Origin of the sequence: Rouxiella chamberiensis, from assembly GCF_026967475.1 — a bacterium.
GTDB classification, from domain to species: Bacteria; Pseudomonadota; Gammaproteobacteria; order Enterobacterales; family Enterobacteriaceae; genus Rouxiella; species Rouxiella chamberiensis.
On record NZ_CP114058.1, the window covers coordinates 3910027 to 3932075 of the forward strand.

20 protein-coding genes and 4 pseudogenes are annotated in these 22049 nt (G+C 52.8%); 9 read left to right on the forward strand and 15 right to left on the reverse strand.

Features of this window, described 5'->3' with window-relative positions:
• The 13 genes and pseudogenes from O1V66_RS18170 to O1V66_RS18225 form a co-directional block, all read right to left on the reverse strand.
• Positions 1 to 393 (reverse strand): FimD/PapC C-terminal domain-containing protein, encoded by a 393-nt coding sequence (locus O1V66_RS18170; RefSeq protein WP_269127947.1) that lies wholly within the window; start codon positions 391 to 393, stop codon positions 1 to 3.
• Positions 377 to 2512, reverse strand: a complete 2136-nt coding sequence (locus O1V66_RS18175; protein ID WP_269127948.1) for a fimbria/pilus outer membrane usher protein — start codon at positions 2510 to 2512, stop codon at positions 377 to 379. Before O1V66_RS18175 ends, O1V66_RS18170 begins: the two co-directional genes overlap by 17 nt.
• Before the next feature lie 248 nt (positions 2513 to 2760).
• Positions 2761 to 3468, reverse strand: coding sequence for a fimbria/pilus periplasmic chaperone (locus O1V66_RS18180; protein WP_045048740.1), 708 nt, complete (start codon positions 3466 to 3468; stop codon positions 2761 to 2763).
• Between the two features lie 369 nt (positions 3469 to 3837).
• Positions 3838 to 4437, reverse strand: a complete 600-nt coding sequence (gene wrbA / locus O1V66_RS18185; RefSeq protein ID WP_045048739.1) for an NAD(P)H:quinone oxidoreductase — start codon at positions 4435 to 4437, stop codon at positions 3838 to 3840.
• 178 nt (positions 4438 to 4615) lie between these two features.
• Positions 4616 to 4786: a hypothetical protein gene (locus tag O1V66_RS18190; protein ID WP_269127949.1), complete on the reverse strand. Its 171-nt coding sequence runs from the start codon at positions 4784 to 4786 to the stop codon at positions 4616 to 4618.
• 47 nt (positions 4787 to 4833) lie between these two features.
• A pseudogene (locus O1V66_RS21945) lies at positions 4834 to 5112 on the reverse strand (pyrroloquinoline quinone biosynthesis protein PqqF); the annotation flags it as partial.
• Positions 5113 to 5159: 47 nt separating this feature from the next.
• Positions 5160 to 7046, reverse strand: a pseudogene (pqqF, locus tag O1V66_RS18195) (pyrroloquinoline quinone biosynthesis protein PqqF); the annotation flags it as partial.
• Entirely contained in the window at positions 7043 to 8188 is a 1146-nt protein-coding gene (gene pqqE / locus O1V66_RS18200) for a pyrroloquinoline quinone biosynthesis protein PqqE (protein WP_045048737.1), read from the reverse strand. The pseudogene pqqF and the gene pqqE, both read right to left, overlap by 4 nt.
• Positions 8175 to 8462, reverse strand: a complete 288-nt coding sequence (pqqD, locus tag O1V66_RS18205; protein ID WP_045048736.1) for a pyrroloquinoline quinone biosynthesis peptide chaperone PqqD — start codon at positions 8460 to 8462, stop codon at positions 8175 to 8177. Before pqqD ends, pqqE begins: the two co-directional genes overlap by 14 nt.
• Positions 8459 to 9226 (reverse strand): pyrroloquinoline-quinone synthase PqqC, encoded by a 768-nt coding sequence (gene pqqC, locus O1V66_RS18210; protein WP_045048735.1) that lies wholly within the window; start codon positions 9224 to 9226, stop codon positions 8459 to 8461. Before pqqC ends, pqqD begins: the two co-directional genes overlap by 4 nt.
• Positions 9227 to 9236: 10 nt before the next feature.
• A pseudogene (gene pqqB, locus O1V66_RS18215) lies at positions 9237 to 10147 on the reverse strand (pyrroloquinoline quinone biosynthesis protein PqqB).
• 59 nt (positions 10148 to 10206) lie between these two features.
• The gene (pqqA, locus tag O1V66_RS18220) at positions 10207 to 10284 is read right to left on the reverse strand and encodes a pyrroloquinoline quinone precursor peptide PqqA (RefSeq protein ID WP_038328232.1); all 78 of its coding nucleotides are present in this window, start codon (positions 10282 to 10284) and stop codon (positions 10207 to 10209) included.
• 185 nt (positions 10285 to 10469) lie between these two features.
• A pseudogene (locus O1V66_RS18225) lies at positions 10470 to 11513 on the reverse strand (dipeptidase).
• Positions 11514 to 11859: 346 nt separating this feature from the next.
• Here O1V66_RS18225 and O1V66_RS18230 point away from each other — a divergent pair.
• Positions 11860 to 12501, forward strand: a complete 642-nt coding sequence (locus tag O1V66_RS18230; protein WP_045048733.1) for a hydrolase — start codon at positions 11860 to 11862, stop codon at positions 12499 to 12501.
• 1 nt (position 12502) lies between these two features.
• On the opposite strand, the gene O1V66_RS18235 is transcribed toward O1V66_RS18230, so the two are convergent.
• Positions 12503 to 12718 carry a hypothetical protein gene (locus tag O1V66_RS18235; RefSeq protein ID WP_269127951.1) on the reverse strand — a complete coding sequence of 72 codons (216 nt, stop codon included), beginning with the start codon at positions 12716 to 12718 and terminating at the stop codon, positions 12503 to 12505.
• On the opposite strand from O1V66_RS18235, the gene O1V66_RS18240 reads away from it, so the two are divergent.
• The 4 genes from O1V66_RS18240 to ybiX all read left to right on the forward strand — a co-directional run bounded on the left by O1V66_RS18240 (position 12710) and on the right by ybiX (position 16739).
• A complete protein-coding gene (locus O1V66_RS18240; RefSeq protein WP_269127952.1) occupies positions 12710 to 12982 on the forward strand; it encodes a DoxX family protein in 273 nt (90 codons plus the stop codon). The two genes, O1V66_RS18235 and O1V66_RS18240, sit on opposite strands and share 9 nt — an antisense overlap.
• Before the next feature lie 43 nt (positions 12983 to 13025).
• Complete coding sequence (locus tag O1V66_RS18245) at positions 13026 to 13412, forward strand: VOC family protein (protein ID WP_045048731.1); 387 nt, start codon at positions 13026 to 13028, stop codon at positions 13410 to 13412.
• Positions 13413 to 13713: 301 nt separating this feature from the next.
• On the forward strand, positions 13714 to 15999 hold the full coding sequence (locus O1V66_RS18250) for a catecholate siderophore receptor Fiu (protein ID WP_045048730.1): 2286 nt from the start codon (positions 13714 to 13716) through the stop codon (positions 15997 to 15999).
• Positions 16000 to 16061: 62 nt separating this feature from the next.
• Positions 16062 to 16739 (forward strand): PKHD-type hydroxylase YbiX, encoded by a 678-nt coding sequence (gene ybiX / locus O1V66_RS18255; protein WP_045048729.1) that lies wholly within the window; start codon positions 16062 to 16064, stop codon positions 16737 to 16739.
• 406 nt (positions 16740 to 17145) lie between these two features.
• Here ybiX and O1V66_RS18260 read toward each other — a convergent pair whose 3' ends face one another.
• Complete coding sequence (locus O1V66_RS18260) at positions 17146 to 17871, reverse strand: pirin family protein (protein ID WP_045048728.1); 726 nt, start codon at positions 17869 to 17871, stop codon at positions 17146 to 17148.
• A gap of 153 nt (positions 17872 to 18024) precedes the next feature.
• On the opposite strand from O1V66_RS18260, the gene O1V66_RS18265 reads away from it, so the two are divergent.
• The 4 genes from O1V66_RS18265 to O1V66_RS18280 all read left to right on the forward strand — a co-directional run bounded on the left by O1V66_RS18265 (position 18025) and on the right by O1V66_RS18280 (position 22025).
• Positions 18025 to 18909, forward strand: a complete 885-nt coding sequence (locus tag O1V66_RS18265) for a LysR family transcriptional regulator (protein ID WP_045048727.1) — start codon at positions 18025 to 18027, stop codon at positions 18907 to 18909.
• A 279-nt stretch (positions 18910 to 19188) separates the two neighbouring features.
• Positions 19189 to 20085: a hypothetical protein gene (locus O1V66_RS18270; RefSeq protein ID WP_269127953.1), complete on the forward strand. Its 897-nt coding sequence runs from the start codon at positions 19189 to 19191 to the stop codon at positions 20083 to 20085.
• Positions 19970 to 21064 (forward strand): dermonecrotic toxin domain-containing protein, encoded by a 1095-nt coding sequence (locus O1V66_RS18275; RefSeq protein ID WP_330873424.1) that lies wholly within the window; start codon positions 19970 to 19972, stop codon positions 21062 to 21064. The genes O1V66_RS18270 and O1V66_RS18275 overlap by 116 nt, the downstream gene beginning before the upstream one ends.
• A complete protein-coding gene (locus O1V66_RS18280) occupies positions 20958 to 22025 on the forward strand; it encodes a hypothetical protein (protein WP_269127955.1) in 1068 nt (355 codons plus the stop codon). Before O1V66_RS18275 ends, O1V66_RS18280 begins: the two co-directional genes overlap by 107 nt.
• The last annotated feature ends 24 nt before the right edge of the window (positions 22026 to 22049 follow it).

The window sequence follows — 22049 nt, forward strand, 5'->3', positions numbered from 1 at the left end:
TTAACGGCACACCGCCCGGGTCCGTACCAGAGGTTGCTGGAGGGCATCTTTTGGCAGGTGATAATTCACCGTACAGCGGCGATCGGCGGTATTGCCCCATCGGACGTCAAGGGTGCCGGTCAAGGGAAGGCCGGTCAGGTAAACCTGCCCGTCGTCGCCGACGAGGCTTGTGTTATCGCCGGCAGAAACCGTGCTGCCAAAGGGCAGAGGTTGACCCTGATGAGTCAGACTCATTAATACGCGAACACCGGTGCGGGCCTTGAAATCGGCGCGAACGACTGCGCCTTCGGTGGGCACGACGCTCGCGACCACGTTGTCGAGGTCGGTATGGTCATTGAGCTGATTGATGTCGAGCGCGATACGGTTTTCCTGATAGTCACTGGCGTAAGGCACAACGGTATATCCTCGCCAGTCGGTATGAATCCCGCTGCCGGTTCTCGATCCCGATGCCTGTTGCGCCCGGCGCGGCGACCAGTACGTTGGTGCGCCCGAGCGACTGACCCAGCGTCAGCCCATCGGCATGCCACACTGCGCCGCCCGAAAAGCCGTAGCTCTCCTGATGATGATAGGCTCCGTAGCTGTAACCGGCGTTGGCGCTGCCGTAGGTACCGTTGTAGTCCAGCCCCGCATTGCCGCTGTCCCCGCCGTGACGGTCGTAACCCTGCGAGACATTCCAGCTCAGGTTATCTTCTGTCAGCGCATTGCCGCTCAATCCCGCCTGATGGGTAAAACTGCCATCATTGTTGCGGCTGGTGTTGTAGTTGGCCCAGAGGGTGTGGTGCGGCGATGTGCTGTCACCGTGGGGCAGCCAGGCGTCCAGCGGTACGGAAAATGAAACAAACACGGCTTTGTCCGCTTCCGGCTGTCCGCCGATGCGGCTATAACCCAGAGACAGGTTGTAGCTCACGGCACCCAAAACGTTGCTGTAGCCTGCTCGCAGCGCGCGGGTTGCCGCATTGCTGTGCCAGTAGGTTTGATGTGTTGCCGTGATATACAGCGAGCCAAAATCGCCCAGCGTCTGTGAAATATTGATTTCCAGGCTGGCGCGGCGACTGTTGTAAAGGTTATAGAAATCGATAAAAGGCCGCTTGATGGGCAGGCCATCGGCACCCACGCGGTCGTCGTCGTAACGCCAGCCGGACATCGACTTCAACGCCGTTTCATCCAGCGTATGAAACCCCTGCGTGGAGTACCGATACCCTGCCAGCTGGAAGGTCGTACCGGTGGCAACCAGCGAGCGTCCGTAAAGAAAACGTACGGATTGGCCCTGATGACGGCTGCCGTCGTTCAATATGCTGTCGGCCTGCGTTACGTCCACGGAGACCGCGCCCCAGTGGCCCAGATTCATTCCCGTACCCAGCAGCGCCGCCTGATAGTGACGGGCAAGCTGGATACCGCCATAGGCAGTCACGTTGTGCGGCAGTCCCCACAGCAGCGAAGCCTGCATAAATTTGGGGTTGGCATAGCGATCGCTGTTACTGCGATAAGTCCCCGTCACAAGCGCATAGCGCAGATGTCCCTCGCGCTGCAAGACGGGCAGGGAGGAATATGGCACCACAAAGTGTGCGACGTGCCCCTCCGCTTCGGTGACGGTGACCTCAAGATCGCCACCGGCAGATATCGAATACAGGTCATTGATTTCAAAAGCACCCGGCGCAACAAATGTCTGATAAATCATATTGCCGTTCTGGCGGATTTCGACTTTTGCATTGCTGAAAGCCACCCCTTTGACCGCAGGCGCAAATCCGCGCTGGGTATCGGGATACATATTGTCGTTGCTGGCGATTTTGATGCCGCGAAACGACAGCGAATCAAAGACGTCGCCACCGGTGAAACTGTCGCCCAGCAACAATTCGCTGCGAAAGGGAATAATGGTTCGTTCTATATAGGTATCAATGTGTTGCCAATGGCTACTGTGACCCAGTTGGCTTTGATAGTCGCTCCAGTTGCTGTTGTCGCGCAGACGCCAGGCTCCCAGATTCAGGCCGCTGTCCAGACTTAAATAATGGCTGCTGCTGTTGCCGTAGCGGCCTTGATTGCTACTGCCGTTGAAGCGATAACTCAGCAGGGCCGCGTTAATCCCCTCATTCCAGCGCTCCGGCGGGATCCAGCCACGCGGCAGGTTTTTCATGGCCGCCTGTGGAATGCTGATATCCAGGCGCATTTTCTGGAAATCGAAAGCCGTATAAGCCTGCTGAATATACATTTCCGGGGCGATACAGGCCGCGTTGTCCAATGCCGTAATTTTCGGAAAAAGAACGGTATTCACCCCCAGCGTTTCGAGGTCCGCCTTGGTCAGACAGGCCGTGAGCCCGGTGTTGTCATGCGAAGCGGCCAGAGCCAAAGGCGGCGAAACCGTGCGGGCGGGCAGCGCCGCAAAGCGCATCTTTCGCGTGAATCGCTGGATACCATTTAGAAAAATATCGACCTGATAAATGCCGGGCAACTGAGCGCCCGGCTGCTCGAAACGCGACAGGTCGGCCACCGTTTCATCTCTACCCGCCTCCAGCATTGAAGGGTCAAAATAGAGTCCGGCATGCGCGCGGGTGGACAGCAGCAGCAGAAAAAGGTCGCCAGCGTCGTGAGGTTAACGCGACGTTCGGCCATAAAGGCAATAATGTTATTGCCGCCCCTAAGAGCGGTTTTATTTAATGGATGCACTGTTATTATCTTTTATTGTAGGAAACAGACTTGCCTTCCTCGTCGGAGGAATAAAGCAGTAAACGTCTTGTCACACGATGAGGTGTATACGGACCTGTATTATTGCGAAACCGTTTTATTAATAAGATTCGAGGTGCCGCCAAAATCATTAATCGCGTGGTAACTTACCCTGTTAACGGATTTCTCCGAGACTGTTTGCGATAATTGACTTTTTGGCGCAATCATTAAAGTGTCGATGTTGTGAATGCCATATTGGATGTCCGTGAGGGTGACATAATAAGGCGAGGGATTGCTGATATGTAAAAGCTGACCCGATTGCGTAAATTGCAAATCTTGAGCAGCAGTATTAATATCCTGTGTTAATCCCTGCGGGCGAACAAATAGCTTGATGCGATTCGCCGTTGCCAACAGCAACACATTTCCCTCCTGAATTTTTGTTTTATCCAGAGAAGGAATGGCTTTTTCGACAAAATAGTACAATGACTCGCGATCGGTAGGTAAAGCGCCACCCATGTACATGACGCGTACCACGTTCTCGTTTTTCGGGCCGCTAAGATACAGCGGGGGCGTAACGATAAAATCGGTGGTTTTATTTCCCTGCGCATCTTCAATGCGTGACTGTACTAAATAAGAGTCCGTAGAAGACGAATTCGTCAGCGACACACTGACCTGCCGTGCGCCCTGTGGATAAATAATACGGGTTCCCTGTATCGATAATCCTCCTTCTGCCTGTGCCCGTTGAGGGGTTATTGCTGCAATAACAAGAAAGATAAAGGGTAATGGCGTATTGCCGTATTTCGAAAGCATGTTTTTCCCTGATAATATAAATTTATAAATAATGTTTAATTAAATAAAACTCTAATCGCGTGCTGTTTAATTTTTTTATTTTTGAAAAGTGAATGTAAAAGTCGATTCATCGCCAATAATTGATCAGATGATAACGTGCAGAGAGATAAATATCTTTCTGACAAGTATGGAATCCGTCATTGAGGGTGATTAAGAGGCGGTCATGCCTTTCTTTATTTAAAACTCAAAGAGCATTAAATAATGAATGGGATTTTTGAAAGGAAATTATCGACAAGGATAAAGAAAATATTAAGAAAGGATATTGCGCGTTGTTTTTAAAAAATCTCGTGGACGCGGATAAAGCATTGTCTTTATCCGCGTGAGCATAAATCAGGATTTAAGTTTGGCTGCAATTTTCGCGACGTATTGGCCCTGATGACGGGCAATGGCAAGCTCGCGGGAATCCGGTTGACGTGAACCGTCACCACCGGCAATGGTCGAGGCGCCATAAGGCGTGCCGCCGCCAACCTGCGAAATATCGAACAGTTCGGCCGTGCTGTAACCGATAGGAATAATAATCATGCCGTGGTGGGCCAGCGTGGTCCAGGTGGAGGTAATTGTCATTTCCTCGCCGCCGCCGGTACCAGTCGACGTAAAGACGCTCGCGACCTTGCCGACCAGCGCGCCTTTGGCCCAAAGGCCACCGGTTCTGTCGAGGAAGTTGCGCATCTGACCCGACATATTTCCGAAACGCGTCGGCGTCCCGACAATAATGGCGTCGTAATCGGCCAATTCTGCGGGTTCTGCAATCGGGGCCGCCTGTTCACTCTTGCCACCGGCCGCGGCAAAAGACGCGGCATCCATGACTTCCGGGACACGTTTAATCGTGACTTCAACGCCAGCGACGCTTTTTGCACCCTCTGCAACCGTCTGCGCCATCGTTTCAATGTGACCATACATTGAATGATAAAGTACCAGAACTTTTGTCATCTTTGGTTCCTCTTTTAGGGGCTGTGGTGTCGAATCTTTACCCAATAACTTTGCGAAGACGTTGCCGAGTATTCCCACGTGATGCTCCACAATGTTGGATGGACGATGAATGGAAGTTTCATCCTCGCCCCATACAGGTTAGTAAACAACCGCAATCTTTTGATTGCTTTGGTCAGTTTTATTGAACCTGCGGGCTTTCCGGCGTGTTGCACAACCACCACCAGCGCGAGGTTTCAAGGCGCAGACGAAGATAAAAATCCTGCAATAGCGGCAAGGTGAGAGAAGAGAGTGAACGTGGCGTGAGAGGGAGGTATAAAGGTTGTCGCGCAACCAGCTTTCGCGGAGACATTCCACGCGTTCCTGCGGGAAGGTCTGGATTTTTTGCCCGAGATCGTCGCGTTTTTCAGCAAAGTTTTGCTGCGTCATCATCGTGATGCTCTCGCTCATGTCTCCGATAAAAGCCTCGATATGCCCGACGATTTGCTCAACACAATGGCTGGGCGACTGCACGGCAAACAGAATGCCGCTTTCACCCGCCGACTGCATAAAGCGACAGGAAACGACGTAGCCGATATTAAGCTCAACCCGCAACCGCTGGAAGAATTGCGGCTCAAAAAGCGAGGCGAGAAGCTGCCAGGCGGCCAGACAAACGGGGTTTGTTCCACCAGCGGACAAAACAGCAGCACGGCGGCATCCTGACTGGCGGTCGGGAAGAGGTAGCGTGATCGGCAGGACTGCGGTGGCAAAGGCGAAGTCGATGCGGCATTCACCTTGCCCGGAAAACGGCTCAAGAGGCGCGAAACGGCGTCGTGCAGCGTCTTGTCACCGCCGTATAGCGCAGCATTCCACGCCACTTCAGGCAGCGTGGCGCAAGGTGGCCGCGAATTCGGTTCCGCACTCAACAGCAGCGGCAGCCGATTCAGCAGGCAGCGAATGGCGATTTCGCTGTGCAGTGCCTGTTCGGCCTGCCTGAACTGGCGTTCACCCTGCGCAAGCATCTCGGCGGACAGCGCGGTAAACTGTCTGATTACGGCGTCCAGCGTGCCCGCCAGCAGCGCATTGGGACCGCTGAGTTGCAGCAGCCATTGCCCTTGATATCGTTCGAAAGTCAGCCGTGTGCCCTGATGCGCGCACTGGCCGATAAGCGCCCTGAGCGAAGCCTGAAGGATGTAGGCCCAGCGCGAAGGCAAGGGGTCGCCGAGCACCGGACTCACTATCACCACGCCTTCTTTCTCACCCGGCAATGCATGCGGCAGCGTGATTTTCTGCTCCGGCAGAACGGGCGCGTTTACCGGCTGACCCAGCGGATAAAATACAAAGTCGGGCGGCGCAATGTGACTCGCAGCAGGCATGTGGAACGGCGTAATAGGCAAGTCGAAACCCTGAATCTTGCGGGGCTGCGCGTCCAGTTCAGCGGTTGCCCACAGCCGTGCCATTCTGCTTCTGGTCAATTGCGACAGAAGCCGTTTCCATGCTTCCCGTTCGTCTGGCGTGAATTTATCGACAGGCGGAAAATCGAAGGCGGTGGTCCGCAGTTTATCCACCGGCGACAAGTGAGAAAATCCGTCGGCGGCGAGGCTGGCATAGTGGCGCAGGGAAGCATCGGCCAGGGCGGAAAGTGCATCCAGCCAGTGGAAAAACAGGGTCTCCACATCGGCCGTCGTCGAATGACTGTCGCGATTGAGTAAAAACTCGAAGGTAATAATCGCTTCACTTTCAGTGTCATAAGGCTTCATCAGCTGTACGCTGTCGCACAATCCGTGCATACGCAACGTGTCCAGCAGGCCAAGCGGCGCTTCGTCGATGAAAAACTGGCGCAGTAAGGTCAGCGAGGTCGCCGCCTGACGCGTCAGGGCAAGCATAAAGGAGAGGTGCAGACGCGCCGGTCCCTCACTGCGCAGGGCATAGCTTCGTTGCGCGCTCAGGGCAAGGGGTGTCGTCGCGGGCCGTGAATGGGTCTGAACCGGTGGAAAAACATGAGCATAGCGTTTGGCCAGCGCGGCCAGTTCATCAAGCGGCTGCGGCCCTGAAATCCATAGAGACAACAAACCCGTATGGAAATGCTGGCGATGATAGTCGCGCAACGCGGCTTGCAGCGCAGGCAGGTCTTCCCCAAATGCCGAAAGATTGCCGACGTGAAATGTCGATAACGCTTTCGGCGAGTCGAAAACAGCACCCAGTGCAGCTTCGCACAATGTGTCGGCATCCGTTGCCAACATGCGAAACTCGGCATCGATTACCGTGGTTTCCTGTTTGATGGCGTCAAGCGCCAGTCGCGGCCGCGCCAGCATGTCCGTCAGCCGGGCAAAACCGGCTTCCAGTTTGGCGGCGGCGACGTCAAAAAACCAGGCGGTGGCGGTCGGCAAGGTTGTGGCATTAAGCCGCGCGTCTTCTGCCTGCGCCCAGCTCATTAAACGGCTGTCGCCCTCATACTCCTGACTGCCGGCAAAGACGACGTGCTCAAACAGATGGGCCAGTCCGGGCCACTGCTCCGGTTCGTGATGGCTGCCTGCCGAAAGATGAAACAGCGCGGCCGCGCGCGTGGCCCCGGGATACCGGGAAAGCGTCACCCACAGACCATTTGCGAGCCGCAGCCGTTGTTGCTTCATGCGACCGGCGTTTTGAAAATCAGCTGCTGGGAGTTGCTGCGGTTACGGAACTGCAACTGACTAACCTGAATGTTGGTGCAGTTGGCCTGCTCGCGTGCTTCCAGAATCTTGCCGTGATGCGGAGATTTGGAGCACACAGGGTCAGTGTTGTCCGCATTGCCCGTCAGCATAAAGGCCTGACAGCGGCAGCCGCCGAAGTCTTTCTCTTTTTCGGAACACGAACGGCAAGGTTCCGGCATCCAGTCAAAGCCGCGATACTTGTTGAAGCCAAACGAGTTGTACCAGATATCCTGCAATGACTGCTCCAGCACCGACGGAAACTCGACCGGCAGCTGACGTGCGCTGTGGCAGGGCAGCGCCATGCCTTCAGGCGTGACACTCAGGAAAATCGCGCCCCAGCCGCCCATGCAGCCCTTCGGACGCTCTTCATAGTAGTCGGGCGTCACAAACAGCAGGTTAGCCAGATTCCCCTTGTCGGCCATCTTGACGCGGTAGTCGGCGACCACGGCTTCGGCATCGGCAATCTGCTCGCGCGTAGGCAGCAGACCTTCGCGGTTTAATTGCGCCCAGCCATAGAATTGACAGGTCGCCAGTTCGACGTCGTCGGCCTCAAGCTCGATGCTGAGTTCGATGATTTTATCGATCTGGTGAATATTGTGGCGATGCAAAACAAAGTTGAGCACCATCGGATAACCGTGGGCCTTGACCGCTTTCGCCATATCCAGCTTCTGCTGGAAAGCCTTGGCCGACCCGGCCAGCGCGGCATTCAGGGTTTCATCGCTCGCCTGGAAGCTTATCTGGATATGGTCCAGACCGGCTTCGGCAAAGGCATCGATTTTCTTCTCGGTCAGACCAATCCCCGACGTAATCAGGTTGGTATAGAAACCGAGATCGCGTGCCGCCTTGATAAGCTCGGGCAAATCCTTGCGCACCAGCGGTTCACCGCCGGAGAAGCCAATCTGCACAGCGCCCATGGCGCGCGCCTGTTCAAACACCGTAATCCATTGTTCGGTGGTCAGCTCTTTGTCCTGCCTGGCAAAATCAAGCGGGTTCGAGCAGTAGGGACACTGCAACGGACAACGGTAAGTCAGTTCTGCCAGCAACCAGAGCGGCGGATTGACTTGAGGTTTAAGCAGGTTCACGGAAAATTATCCACTTTTGTTCGTAGGCTTGGGCAAAGAACTCTTTAACGTCATCATCCACGCCGCCCGCTTCCGGGAAACGTTGATTCAGCCCGTCAATGATTTCGGAAAGCAGACGTTTTCCGTCGACATTTTCCAGAATCATGGCGGCGCTTTCGTTAAGCTTTGCCATACCTTCAGGGTAAAGGATCACATGACAATCCTGCGTCGGTTCCCATTGCAGGCGGAATCCACGACGAAACATTGGCACCTGATTGACGTTGATTTCGATCATAACAGCTTGCCTCTATGCCATACCGGCTGTTGCGTGACGCTGTGGTAAGGCGCGCGGTCGAGTTCATAGGCCATGGTCATCGCGTCGAGCATGGTCCACAGAATGTCCAGCTTGAACTGTAAAATCTCCAGCATGCGTTGCTGTTTCTCTACGGTATTACAGTACTCCAGCGCCAATTCCAGACCGTGCTCGACGTCGCGATTTGCCTGACTCAGACGGCTGCGGAAGTAGTGATAGCCTTCCGGCTGGATCCACTGATAGTGGTTCGGCCAGCTGTCGAGGCGCGACTGGTGAATCTGCGGGGCAAAGAGTTCGGTCAGCGAGCTGCACGCTGCTTCCTGCCAGACTGCGCGGCGGGCAAAGTTGACGTAGGCATCTACGGCAAAACGCACGCCCGGCAGCACCATTTTTTCGGAAAGCAGGACGTCGCGGTCAAGGCCCACGGCTTCACCCAGCTGCAACCAGGCTTCGATTCCGCCCTCGCTGTCGCCCTGTCCGTCGTGGTCGAGGATGCGTTGTACCCACTTGCGGCGGGTTTGGGCGTCCGGACAGTTGGCCATGATCGCCGCATCTTTCATCGGGATGCTGGTCTGATAATAGAAACGGTTGGCAACCCATCCCTGAATCTGCTCGCGCGTGGCCTGGCCGTTATGCATCGCGATGTGATAAGGGTGATGAATATGATAATAGGCGCCTTTGGCGCGCAGTGCCTGTTCAAACTCTTGCGGCGTCATCAGCGCGGCCGAGGAATCAAATGTATTCATGTCGGGTGTCCTAAAGTTCAATGCGCATGCCGTCCCAACTCACTTCGATGCCTTGCTCGTTCAGCGCCTGCCGCTCGGCAGAAGATTCATCGAGAATCGGGTTGGTATTGTTGATATGAATAAGGATCTTGCGCTCGGCGGGCAGTGAAGAGAGCAGGTCCATCAGACCCTGTTTCTCGGCCAGCGCCAAATGACCCATATCTTTGCCGGTGTTGCGGCCCACGCCGGTATTCGCCAGCTCGTTGTCGCGCCAAAGCGTACCGTCAATCAGCAGGCAATCGGCTTTTTCAGCCAGCCCATCAGCGCGTCGTCCGGCTCGCCGAGACCCGGGGCATACATCAGTGTCTTGCCGGTGCGGGTGTCTTCGATAAACAGCGCAATATTGTGGCCCGGCAGCGGCTTGCCGCGGTATTCGGAATACGGCGGTGCATTGCTGAGCAACGGGATCGCGGTGAATTTCAGCGCCGGGCAGACCGCCGTGGAAAACGCCTCGTCAGGATCGATGGCGTGATGCACCAGTCCGCCGTTCCAGTGGGACAGCATGGTAAAGACCGGAAATCCGGTGGTCAGGTCCTGATGGACCTCAGGCGTACACCACACCTGATGCGGACAGCCTTCACGCAGGTTCAGCAAACCCGCGCTATGGTCAATCTGGCTATCCGTAAGAATAATCGAGCCAATCGCAGTACCGCGCAGCACACCGTGTTTAATCAGGTCGGGCGTGGCGGCAATCTGGTGGCAAACGTCGGGGGATGCATTACAGAGCACCCAATCGATACCGTCATCACTGATGGCAATCGAAGATTGCGTACGCGCCGAGGTTTTCATGGTGCCGTTGCGCACGCCCTGACAGTTGTTGCAGTTGCAGTTCCACTGTGGGAAGCCACCGCCCGCAGCGGAACCAAGAACGTTAATCAGCATGTGTAGACCAGGAAGTGAAAAAAAGAAAAATGCCCGCAGCGAACTACGGGCATGAGGGATTAGCGGTTAGAGATGTACAGCGTAACTTCTAAGCCCAGACGCAGATCAACAAATTTAGGTTTGGTCCATGTAGTCATGGTCGACTCCTCTTGGTGTTACAGGTTAAAAAAACATCCTGCCAGGATTAATTCCGGCAGATGAAGTGCTCGTTGTCAAATATAGAAATTTGGCGCCGCAGATGTTCCTCCTAAGCGAAAGTGATATCAACCACGCAAACTGTAGGGGGATAGCCTGAAAAGCGCGCTACAAAGGCATTCCTGCGTTACTCGCCCCAGGTTTGCCTTAATACTTTTAACCAGTTGCGACAGGCAAGTTTCTCAATAAGCGCATTATTGTAACCGGCATGTTTCATTTGTTGTAACAGTAATGGCAGACCCGTTACATCACCTAACGCTTCGGGAACGCTGATGCCGTCGAAATCGGAACCCAGTCCAACGCGATCTTCGCCCACTTTTTCGATCAGGTAATCAATATGTTGCACAATTCTTTCCAGCGGGGTGTCGGCGTCGCGCTTGCCGTCTGCGCGCAGAAACGCATTGCCGAAATTCACGCCGACAAAACCGTCGCTTTCCGCAATTGCCGCCAGCTGTCTGTCCGTCAGATTCCGGGGCTGGGCGCATAGCGCATGGGCGTTGGAATGCGTGGCAACCAGCGGCGCATCGCTAAAGCGTGCGGTTTGCCAGAACGCCTTCTCATTCATGTGCGACACGTCTATCAGAATTTTTTCCGGTTACAGGCTCGCAGCAGACCAAGACCGGCCAACGTCAGTCCGTCACCGCTGTCGGGTGAACCCGGAAAATCGCCGGTCACACCTACGCCAAACGGATTGGGCAGATTCCACAGCGGACCGATGCTGCGCAGTCCCGCTTCGTAAAGTGCGTCCAGATTGCCGAGCGATACGTCGATGGCCTCCGCACCTTCTATATGCAGCACCATCGCCAATACGCCCTGTGCGAGACATTGTTCAATTTCGGCTGCCGTGCGGCAAATGCGCGCGCGTCCCGCCGACTGACTCTCTATGCGCTGAAGCAGAGCTATCTGCTGATGCGTTATTTCGAGCGGATGATGAGGCTGCGGCGCGGCATGCGGTTTCAGCTTCGGCATGTAGGAGGCAGGCGGGATAAACACCGCGAACCAGCCCACCTGCGAACCCGCCCTGGTGCATACGTGTTAAATCCAGATGGCCGTCGAGTGTGCCATCGAGAAATTGTGCAACCGGATCGTTGTCGTGCAGCCAAAGGCGCAGCAAGAGATCGTTATGACCATCAAATACCTGATAAAGCGGGGCGTGCGAAGTCAGCGTCATGGGGTAATCAGCGTTTGGAGTGAGATAACTAATGTCGATTTAAAATATTAAATAAATGATACCCCATTGCGGTGGATATTAACCCGATAAAAAATGCTCCTCTCTTCCTCGGGTCAATATTATTTAAATAAACCCGCGGACTTGTTTAAAGAATTTATATGAATTAGTTCATTGAATTATAAGTCTTTAATTATGCATTCCGGTTGTGAAAATTATTTGAACAAGTTGGCAAATTCTTTCCGCTATCTGCCTCTCCCAATCTCTCTTATTGTTATTTCAGGCAACACGAAAGCAAACAAAATTTCACAAGTTAATAACTTAACAATACTTCCGAGAGGCGATGACCATGTCTAGATTCGAACTGCTTGACCCACAGAATTCCGCGCTGATTTTTATCGACCATCAGCCGCAAATGTCTTTTGGCGTAGCCAATATCGATCGCCAGCAGCTTAAAAACAACACCGTTGCGCTCGCCAAGGCAGGCAAGGTTTTTAATGTGCCGGTGATTTATACCTCCGTGGAAACAGAAAGTTTTAGCGGTTATATCTGGCCGGAACTGCTGGCGGTGCATCCCGACGTCAAGCCGATTGAGAGAACCTCAATGAATTCCTGGGAAGACGAGGCCTTTGTCGCCGCCGTTAACGCCACCGGCCGCAAGAAACTGATTATTTCTGCCTTGTGGACAGAGGTCTGTCTGACCTTCCCGGCATTGATGGCATTGAACGAAGGCTTTGAGGTTTATGTCGTGACCGACACGTCCGGCGGAACCAGTGTGGACGCCCACGAACGCGCTATCGACCGCATGGTGCAGGCTGGCGCGGTGCCGGTAACCTGGCAGCAGGTCTTGCTGGAATACCAGCGCGACTGGTCTCGCAAAGAAACCTACGACGCCGTGATGGATCTGGTGCGTGAACACAGCGGCGCATATGGAATGGGCGTGGACTACGCCTATACGCTGGTGCATAAGGCTCCGCAGCGTAAGGCCTAACTTATTCAATCCACATGTCCAGTTGCCGAACCTGGCCGCGAGGTCGGGTCTGGCGGGAGAGAACCATGCGTAATTTACCTGTTTCCGGAATGAAATCTTCAGCCGTGCCGTATATCAGTGTGCGCTGGCTGGCTCTACTGGCTATCTGCGCCGCGTATTTGCAGGGGGAGGGGTCAAGCTGTTTGATTTTTCGTCTGCCGTTGCCGAAATGCAGCATTTTGGACTTTCACCGGCGGCACCGATGGCGGCGGCCGTGATTGTGCTCGAACTCGGCGCTTCGCTGCTGATTCTTTCGGGACGTTACCGCTGGTTGGGCGCCATCGCGCTGGGAATTTTTACCCTTGCCGCAAATTTTATGGCCAACAACTTCTGGGCGATTTCCGGCCCCGAGCGCGCGATGGTCATGAACGGTTTCTTTGAGCATGTGGGCCTTGTCGGCGCGTTCGCCTACGTCGCCTGGCAGGATCTTCGCGAAGAATAAAATGCGTTGCTAATCTTCCTGATACCTTACAGGAGTAAAAGCGATGAAAATTACCCATCTGGATCATTTGGTGTTAACCGTGGCGGATATCGATGCCACGGTGAGATTCTATCGACATGTACTGGGCTTTGAGGTGGTGACGTTCAAGGGCGACCGCAAGGCCTTGACCTTTGGTCAGCAGAAAATCAACCTGCACCCGCGAGGTCACGAGTTTGAACCCAAGGCCAAAACACCGACGCCAGGCTCGGCGGATTTGTGTTTTATCAGCGCCACGCCTGTTGACGAGATTGTGGTTGAACTCAATGAACACGGTATTCCCATAGAAGAGGGCCCTGTCCTGCGAACGGGTGCGCAGGGCACTATTTTATCTGTCTATATTCGTGACCCCGATGCCAATCTCATTGAAATCTCGAATCTTGTCCATCAGTAATTTCCCCTTCGGCTGGCCTAAAGCCAGCCTGCAATCCTTCCTAAAATTCCTCCATTTTCGCCGGTTTTACTTCAAATTGTTCTCATAACGCACAAAGTGTAATCAAACCGTAAAGAAATGTATTTTTTTCGCAAGTTTTTCGTGATAAAAATAAGAACATAAATGATAACTATTATCTTTATCATTTGATGTGCCATCACGTTTTTCCGGGAATAACTGTTTACCTGAGGGATTTTATTCGGGCGGTTAGGTGCTCTTGATGGTTGAGTCGGCTAATTAATAAATACTTATAACGAAGAAAATGGACAAAAATCTCACCTTGCCTTTCAGTAGTTTCAATTCGCTTACGTTATTTACCGGTCTGTGCATCGGTATCACTACGCCTGCTTTTTCTCAGGCGGCTGATAATTCAGATAAAAAATCAGACGATACGTTAGTGATTGAAGCGCAGGCACCTTCGCTTTATGCACCGGGAGAATCTGCGGACCCGAAATTTACCCGTCCGCTGATTGATACTACTCGTACGATTACCGTTATTCCAAAGCAGGTTCTTAACGATCAGGGCGTGAACAATCTGACCGACGCGTTGAAAAACGTGCCGGGCGTTGGCGCATTCTATGCAGGTGAAAACGGCAGTTCGTCTACCGGCGATGCGGTTTACATGCGCGGCGTCGATACCTCCAACAGCATTTACGTGGACGGAATTCGCGATATCGGCAGCGTGTCACGCGATACGTTCAATACCGAACAGGTCGAAGTTATCAAAGGCCCTTCGGGCAGCGACTATGGCCGCAGTGCGCCGACCGGTTCTATCAACATGATTAGCAAACAGCCCCGCACCGATACCGGCATCGATGCCTCTGTCAGTGCGGGCAGCGCCTGGTTCCGCCGCAGCACGCTCGACTATAACCAGATGATCAACGACACCACGGCGTTTCGTTTGAACCTGATGGGTGAAAAAACGCACGACGCCAGCCGCGATAAAGTGCAGAACGAGCGCTACGGCGTGGCACCGTCCATTGCCTTTGGTCTGGGCACATCCAATCGCCTGTTCCTGAACTACATGCATGTGACGCAGCACAATACGCCGGACGGCGGAGTGCCAACCATCGGCCTGCCGGGCTATTCGGCCCCGTCTGCGGCAACCGCTGCACTGAACAATTCGGGCAAGGTCAACAGCCACAACTTCTACGGAACCGATTCGGATTACGACGATTCGACCACTGACACCGTGACCATGCGTTTCGAACACGATTTCTCGGACAACACCACGATTCGCAACACCACCCGCTGGTCGCAGATTAAACAGGATTACCTGTTAAGCGCCTTTATGGCGGCAGATAGTAACATTACACGTCCAACGGCGGATGTGGGTTCCTGGTCGCTGGGTCGTCTGTCGAATACCAAGGACGTCAGCAATAAAATTCTGACCAACCAGACCAATATTACCTCGAAGTTCCAGACGGGATCGATTGGTCATGATGTCAGCGCAGGTGTGGAATTCACCCGCGAGCAGCAAACCAACTACGGCGTGAATGCGCTGACGCCGCCGTCGGTCAATATTTACCATCCGAACAGCAACGTCACCCTCGGCGGTCTGGATCGCAATGGCGCAAACGCCAACGGCACCACTGATACCTTCGGCGTTTATGCCTTTGATACGCTTCAACTGACCAAATCGTTTGAGGTTAATGGCGGCGTGCGTCTCGACAATTACCACACCTCCTACGACAGCGCGACGGCCTGTGGCGCGACCGGACGCGGAGCCTTGGCCTGTCCGGCGGGCGTACCTAAAAACACGCCGATTACCACCGTGGATACCAACAAGTCCGGCAATCTGGTCAACTGGAAAGTGGGTGCGCTGTATCACCTGACCGAAAACGGCAACGTTTATGTCAACTACGCGATTTCCCAGCAGCCTCCGGGCGGCAGCACCTTCGCGCTGGCGGCGGGCGGCACGGGCAACAGCGCCAACCGCACCGATTTCAAACCGCAGAAAGCCAAGACGACCGAAGTGGGCTCGAAGTGGGAATTCATGGATAAACGTCTGCAACTGGCGGCCGCGGTATTCCGCACGCAAATCGATAATGACGTAGAAGCCAACGACGACGGCACTTATTCCCAATACGGCAGCAAGCGCGTAGAAGGGTATGAACTGTCTGCGACCGGCAATATTACTCCGGCCTGGCAGGTTATGGCGGGATATACCCAGCAGCACGCTTCTGTGAAAACCGGCGCAGTTGAAACGGCCGAAGGTTCTTCATCTCTGCCTTACACGCCAAAACACGCCTTTACCCTGTGGAACCAGTATCAGGTTAGCGATGCCTGGTCCGTGGGCGGCGGCGCACGTTACGTGGGTGGCTTGAGCCGTGGCACCGATGGCGCAATAGGCACTCCTTCCTATACCGAAGGCTACTGGGTAGCGGATGCCAAAGTCGGTTACGCCATTAACCGTAACGTAGATTTGCAGCTCAATGTTTATAATCTGTTTGATAAAGATTATGTCGCCTCAATCAACAAGAGCGGCTATCGCTACCATCCGGGCGAAGAAAGAACCTTCCTGCTGACTGCGAACGTTCACTTCTAAGCCAGACCATCAATAGAAAGCGTGGGGCGGACAGCCCCACATTTTCACATGAGACAACCATTATGATGTACCGCATTCCCGCAGTATTGACCGCCAGCGAAGTCGCTGCCTTCGCGCGTGAACTGGAAAAGGCCCCGTGGATAGATGGCCGCGCAACCGTCGGTAATCAGGGCGCACAGGTCAAGAATAATCAGCAGATTGATACCCGCAGCGAGATTTATCAGCGGTTGCAGGCAACAGTATTGAAAGCGCTGCAAAACAGTCCGCTCTTTTTCGCCGCCGCCTTGCCGCGCAATATCTCCTCGCCGTTGTTCAATCGCTATCAGCAAAATGAAACCTACGGTTTTCATGTCGATGGCGCGGTAAGAAACAATGGTGAAGCAGGCTGGATGCGTACTGATCTGTCCGCCACCCTGTTTTTGTGCGAACCCGACAGCTACGAAGGCGGCGAACTGGTGGTCAACGATACGTACGGGCAACACTCGGTCAAGCTGCCGGCAGGGGATATGATCCTCTATCCTTCAAGCAGTCTGCACTGTGTGACGCCGGTGACACAGGGAACGCGAGTGGCGTCCTTTATGTGGATCCAGTCGATGATTCGCGATGACAAGAGACGCGGCATGCTGTTTGAGCTCGATAGCAACATTCAGACACTCAAGGCACGTCACGGCGAAAGTGAAGAAGTTTTGTCATTGCTGAACCTCTATCACAACCTGCTCCGCGAGTGGTCAGAGATTTAGCGTCGCCGCCTATGCCTTTCAGGGCCGAGACTGCTCTTGGCCAGTCATCGATTCCTCGACCGCCTTTTCGATATCCCGCTACATTTTTCTGTCCCTGTCGCGCCATCAAATTTCCAAAAACCATTGGTCACGCTGGCATCGTCATGATTTTCGCAAGGCGCGTCCTGGATAAGAGGAACTGGAAGGGCATCAAGACCTCTTTCTGTGGAAAAAGCTTTCTCTCGCACTCATCCTAAAAAAACATTGCCGAGTCTTCACGGCTTAAACGTAGAGATTAAAATTGAAAGATGTATGGAGTTTATGAATTTTTAGCCGAGAGCAAATCGTGTTTTTTATGTTGAATTTAAAAATAAAAAAGGCCGGGATATTATCCCCGGCCTTTAAATTCAGTGATGTTAATTAGCGTTTAACGTTTTGGGTGATTTACTTCTACCGGACGCAGGTCGAAAAGCAGGACCTCGGCTTTATCGCCATCGGTGAAGGTCAGCGACGCTTCATTACGAACACGGGCACCGTCACCGGCTTTGAATGCAATCCCGTTGACCGTCACGCTGCCGCGAGCCACGTGGATATAGGCATAACGTTCAGCGTCGAGGTCGATAGTCTGCTGTTCGTCACCATCAAACAGACCCGAGTAAATCTTGATGTCCTGACGGACACGCAGGGCATTTTCACCGCCCGCCCGAGAAGCAATCAGGCGCAGATTGCCACGTTTTTCGGCATCGGCAACCGAAACCTGCTGGTAGCCCGGTTCAGTGCCATTTTCAGACGGCACAATCCAGATTTGCAGGAAGTGCACGCCGTCGGTTTTGGAGTTGTTGAACTCGCTGTGGGTAACGCCTGACCCTGCGCTCATCAACTGCACATCACCCGGGACGATAACCGAACCGGTACCCATGGAATCTTTGTGCGCCAATTCGCCTTCCAGCACATAGGAGATGATTTCCATGTTGCTGTGTGGGTGAGCGCCGAAGCCGCGAGAGGCCGCTACACGGTCATCGTTTATCACCAGCAGGTCAGAGAAGCCAACCTGTTTCGGGTCGAAATAGCTCGCAAAAGAGAAGGTATGATGAGAATTCAACCAGCCGTGGTCACCTAATCCGCGTTGTTCTGACAGTCTTTGCTCAATCATGATGTGCTCCTGGGTTATTGGGGGAAGGACGTTTGCCCTTCCGATGTAAAGAGATTAAACGTAAACTGATTTGCGTAACAGATGGCTTGAGTGACAAACACTGTCACCCTTTGGTTGACAATGAACGACGCGACAACAAACCGGGCGAATACCATGCAAATTGAAGATCTACGAATCTTTATGACGGTAATAAAGGCGGGAAATTTTACGGCGGCAGCCGAGCAACTGCTGTTGTCCAAACAGTATGTTAGTCGGCGCATGGCGGCGCTGGAGGATTCGCTTGGCGTGAGGCTGCTTATTCGCAATACGCGAAAGCTGTCTGTTACCGAGTCCGGACAGGTCTTTTCCCGCCATGCACAGAAAATTCTTGATGATATTCACGAAGCGGAACTGGCGGTGTCCGAGCGCACAAGAGAGTTGCAAGGATCCTTTCGCGTCAGTATTCCGATGTCATTCGGCATGAGCTATCTCTCGCCGCTGATTGCCGAGTTTCTGCGTCAGCATCCCGCCGTGCAGTTTCAGGTGGAGTTGGGCGACCGCTACGTCGATATGATTGGCGAGGGCTTTGATATCGCGATTCGTATCGGCTTGCTGTCTGACTCAACGTTGATTGCCCGTCGCCTCAGCGTGCTCAAGCGCGTTATTTGCTGTAGTCCCGATTATCTGCAACGCGCCGGTTCGCCTTTGCTGCCGGAGGATCTTCTGCATCACGCCTGTCTGCGTTATGGCCGCGAGGGGCAAAATGGCTGGGAACTCATGCAGGAAGGCAAGCGCAAGTTACTGGACGTACATGGGCCTATCGTCAGCAACAATGGCGAGGTACTGCGTGACGCAGCGGTGGCCGGTCTGGGATTGGCGCTGTTGCCGGAATTTATTGTTGGTGAGGCGCTTGAAACGGGCGCGCTGGTCACGGTACTCGAAGATTTTTACCCGGAGCCACTGACATTAAGTGCCGTCTATCCGCAGCATCGTCAGCGCAGTGAAGTCACTCGTGCCTTTCTGGATTTCCTTGAAACACGATTGAAATCCCACTCATAAAGAATAAGGTTTATTCAAAGAAGCGCTTTATATAATTACAGGCGCTTTCTTTGCCTTATACTCTCTGACGAAATATGAAGGTCATGACGTTCTGACTTATTTAAAAAGAATTCTTCAATGAATTTTTCCGTGTTGCTCACACCTAAATATTATGACAATCGTCTTCATTATTTATAAATAATAATGCGTTTCATTTTTTGACGAACAAGTAATAAAAGCCCACCGCTAACGGTTAAATGTATACGCCATTAGGACAAGTAATTTAAAAGGATTTAGGTCATGATGGAAAAGGTTGCGGCAATGAGTCCAAATATTCAAATTAACGTTAATGAGTTTGGCGTGGTCAATAAATTTGCCTCATTGTTGGCATTAGATAATCTCGATAACTGTGAAAAACAGATTTCATCGGCTGATTACGAATATTCTAATCGGACTCGCTCATCAGGTAAAAAAGATAAGGTATTAACACGTAGAGAAAGAACCTTGCTGAGAAATAAACAGCAGGCGATAACGTGGCATACGGCGAATGCGCGGGTAAACACCGCGACGATACACCGCGATAATCGTGCCGTGATGCAGGAAATACATTGCCCTGAAGCGCTATTCGTCACTGCGCCAAGGTTTCTTGCGAGCCTCGTTGAGATCTATGCCAGCCTGTTGCCTCATACGCCAGGACGATATGCCGGGACTTCACCTCTGGCAAAGACTCAGGCATCCACACTTTATCACGGGCGCGGCATCGCCGATGCATTGGCGGCTGGAAGCCAGACCCTGCTAGGCAATGTCGATAGAAAAATAAATCATTTATTCAACAACCTGTTGCCGTGGCAGGGGGTCGCGGCTCGTCCTGTATTACCCATGCCGTTGTCGCCTCGCGCAACGCCACGGCCGGTAGCTTTCGAGCGCGTTAATTACAGCAAAACGGTGGCCAGACTAAGAGACAACTACCCTCAACTGTATTTGTTGGCCAGCCAATATATTAAAAAAAGTCTGCTGAAAAAATACCATCTCGAGGTCGACCCTGACCGCACCTGGTTTCATCGATTTGACTATGCCTCCAGTGTCTTCCGCCACCTATACAGGCTGGGAACACAATGTTTCCCCGCGAGAATCAAAAACGCTGACGGAGCGATTATTGGCCAACTATGGAGCAGAAGATCAACTCAACGCCGATGAACTCAGCGCCAATGCCGGTATTTATACCGCTGACCGCCACGCAGAGTCTTTTGGCGCAGCCAATGAAGTAAAATTATTACCTAAAGATTTTCTTAACTTAGTGAAAGAGAGTGATTTCAGCCGCCTCTATTTCAACAAGCTCAACGCGTTCTGGCTAAAAAACAGCAGCGCTTTTCGCACGGTCAGTAAAGGACGATTCATTGCCCTGCTAGGTCAGAATACCTCTCGTTTATCCTCGGTCGGTCTGCATAATACGATGATGGCGACGCTAGGGGATATTCGTTCGATACCCGACATGACGGTAGCCGAACTCGAACGCAAGGTGTTGCGAAGGCCTGGGTTAACGCTCTCGACCTTTGATATCTACGGCTATCATGCCAGCGATATGTTTCTGATTCATAATGCCAAAGGAGAGATGATTTTATATTGTCCCTCCGACCGCGATAGCTTTATCGAGTTTGGCAATACACAGACATTACGAAACTGGATTGTCACGCAGGCAAAAGACCCGGAAAAACGCGAAGCATTGGCAAACCATTTTTCATTGTATGACCGGCAGGATGGCTACAGTTTTGCAGGCGTTGATTTCGCACTCCATCAGATAGCCAACACAAATTGGGACCCCAAATACGTTCATTACGAACCTCAATCGATTTCGGGTGATGTTTTTACCTGGCTAAGCCGACAAGCGGAATTACGCACCCTAAGTGATGCAAAAACGCTGACCACCACCAATAACGAAGTCTTTAAACAAAAGCTGCTCGCCAACCTCAAATCAGCCGCAGACATGGCGGCGTTAAGCGCTTTGTTTTTGCCAAGCGTCGGCGGGCTTGTCCTTATGGGGGTCGGAATAACGCAGGCAGGGTTAGGGGTTGATCTCGCCATTAATGGCGACACCGAGCGCCAGAGGAAAATGGGATTGGCAGATATCTTCAACGGTGGCGTTAATACCTTGGTTCGGCGGACTGGGCGCGAGTGAAAGGTTTTTGGAAGGCGATGCCGACTTTGACCCTGGCGAAGTCGAACCGATTAATATTGCGCGTGCCGATGGCGATTCCGACCATTATCCACAACGCGGGCTTTTTGGCGGCATGCAACACTGGCAACCCCCCAAACCGGTATTACCTGCACGTGGGAATTTTATTAACCGGCTATTCAAGCAGTCGGTGGTGAATGCGCGTGGGCTCGCCGCCCTCAATGCCAAAAATGCATTATATGGCGCAAGAATGACGACGACTCTGGCGGATATGGAAAACACGCTCCGTCTGGCAGGGCAGAAAATCAGGACCAGAGCCGGGGAAGAAATAGTGGCGCAATATCTTGGCTATGAAAATGCCGACCTGCTGCCCGCTTCAAAGCTCGACGTCATGAAACAGACGATTACCGAACTGGATATCCGACGTCAGTGGCTGCAAAACTTTGACAAGGGTATCAAGTGGGTCACTATTTGCGATCCCGAACGGGTAAACACTTACGCCTATTACAATTTCAATAAAGATGTGATTGCCTTCGATGACACGTTTTTTCGGGCCGCACCCAAAATAAGGCTCCATGCGGTCATTCACGAGTCGATGCATGCTGGCGTCAAAGATAACGGGGGCAAGGTTCTGGATTACTTTTATCTCTCTCGTATCGATAGAGAAGAAGGAATTATTTACCGGCGTAATCAGCAGTTGGAAATATCTCAGGCAAGGGTCGATGCCGACTATCTGCTTAGACGCCGAGGAACCGCTCACAATCATTATTTTATCAATAAAATGGCGGCCGGCTCGATTGAAGAAGCCATTGAAAAATTTCTCGTCAATCTCGATTTAAGAAGTGAATTGCTGCTAAAAAATCCCGATACCCAAGCGACGCTATTAATGGAGTTGGCAGACGACCTGTGGGAGACAAAAAATACGGATAACAGCATGTGGTTACCGTGGTTACCTAAAGAATAGTGCCCATAAATAATTATAAGCTGT

Coding starts and splice junctions, on each gene's coding strand:
- pqqA (WP_038328232.1), bottom strand. CDS start 10,284: ATGACTACATGGACCAAACCTAAATTTGTTGATCTGCGTCTGGGCTTA.
- ybiX (WP_045048729.1), top strand. CDS start 16,062: ATGATGTACCGCATTCCCGCAGTATTGACCGCCAGCGAAGTCGCTGCC.
- O1V66_RS18235 (WP_269127951.1), bottom strand. CDS start 12,718: ATGCTGCATTTCGGCAACGGCAGACGAAAAATCAAACAGCTTGACCCC.
- O1V66_RS18250 (WP_045048730.1), top strand. CDS start 13,714: ATGGACAAAAATCTCACCTTGCCTTTCAGTAGTTTCAATTCGCTTACG.
- O1V66_RS18230 (WP_045048733.1), top strand. CDS start 11,860: ATGTCTAGATTCGAACTGCTTGACCCACAGAATTCCGCGCTGATTTTT.
- O1V66_RS18190 (WP_269127949.1), bottom strand. CDS start 4,786: ATGTCTCCGCGAAAGCTGGTTGCGCGACAACCTTTATACCTCCCTCTC.
- O1V66_RS18180 (WP_045048740.1), bottom strand. CDS start 3,468: ATGCTTTCGAAATACGGCAATACGCCATTACCCTTTATCTTTCTTGTT.
- O1V66_RS18175 (WP_269127948.1), bottom strand. CDS start 2,512: ATGCTGGAGGCGGGTAGAGATGAAACGGTGGCCGACCTGTCGCGTTTC.
- O1V66_RS18240 (WP_269127952.1), top strand. CDS start 12,710: ATGCAGCATTTTGGACTTTCACCGGCGGCACCGATGGCGGCGGCCGTG.
- O1V66_RS18260 (WP_045048728.1), bottom strand. CDS start 17,871: ATGATTGAGCAAAGACTGTCAGAACAACGCGGATTAGGTGACCACGGC.
- O1V66_RS18245 (WP_045048731.1), top strand. CDS start 13,026: ATGAAAATTACCCATCTGGATCATTTGGTGTTAACCGTGGCGGATATC.
- O1V66_RS18265 (WP_045048727.1), top strand. CDS start 18,025: ATGCAAATTGAAGATCTACGAATCTTTATGACGGTAATAAAGGCGGGA.
- pqqC (WP_045048735.1), bottom strand. CDS start 9,226: ATGAATACATTTGATTCCTCGGCCGCGCTGATGACGCCGCAAGAGTTT.
- wrbA (WP_045048739.1), bottom strand. CDS start 4,437: ATGACAAAAGTTCTGGTACTTTATCATTCAATGTATGGTCACATTGAA.
- O1V66_RS18270 (WP_269127953.1), top strand. CDS start 19,189: ATGATGGAAAAGGTTGCGGCAATGAGTCCAAATATTCAAATTAACGTT.
- pqqD (WP_045048736.1), bottom strand. CDS start 8,462: ATGATCGAAATCAACGTCAATCAGGTGCCAATGTTTCGTCGTGGATTC.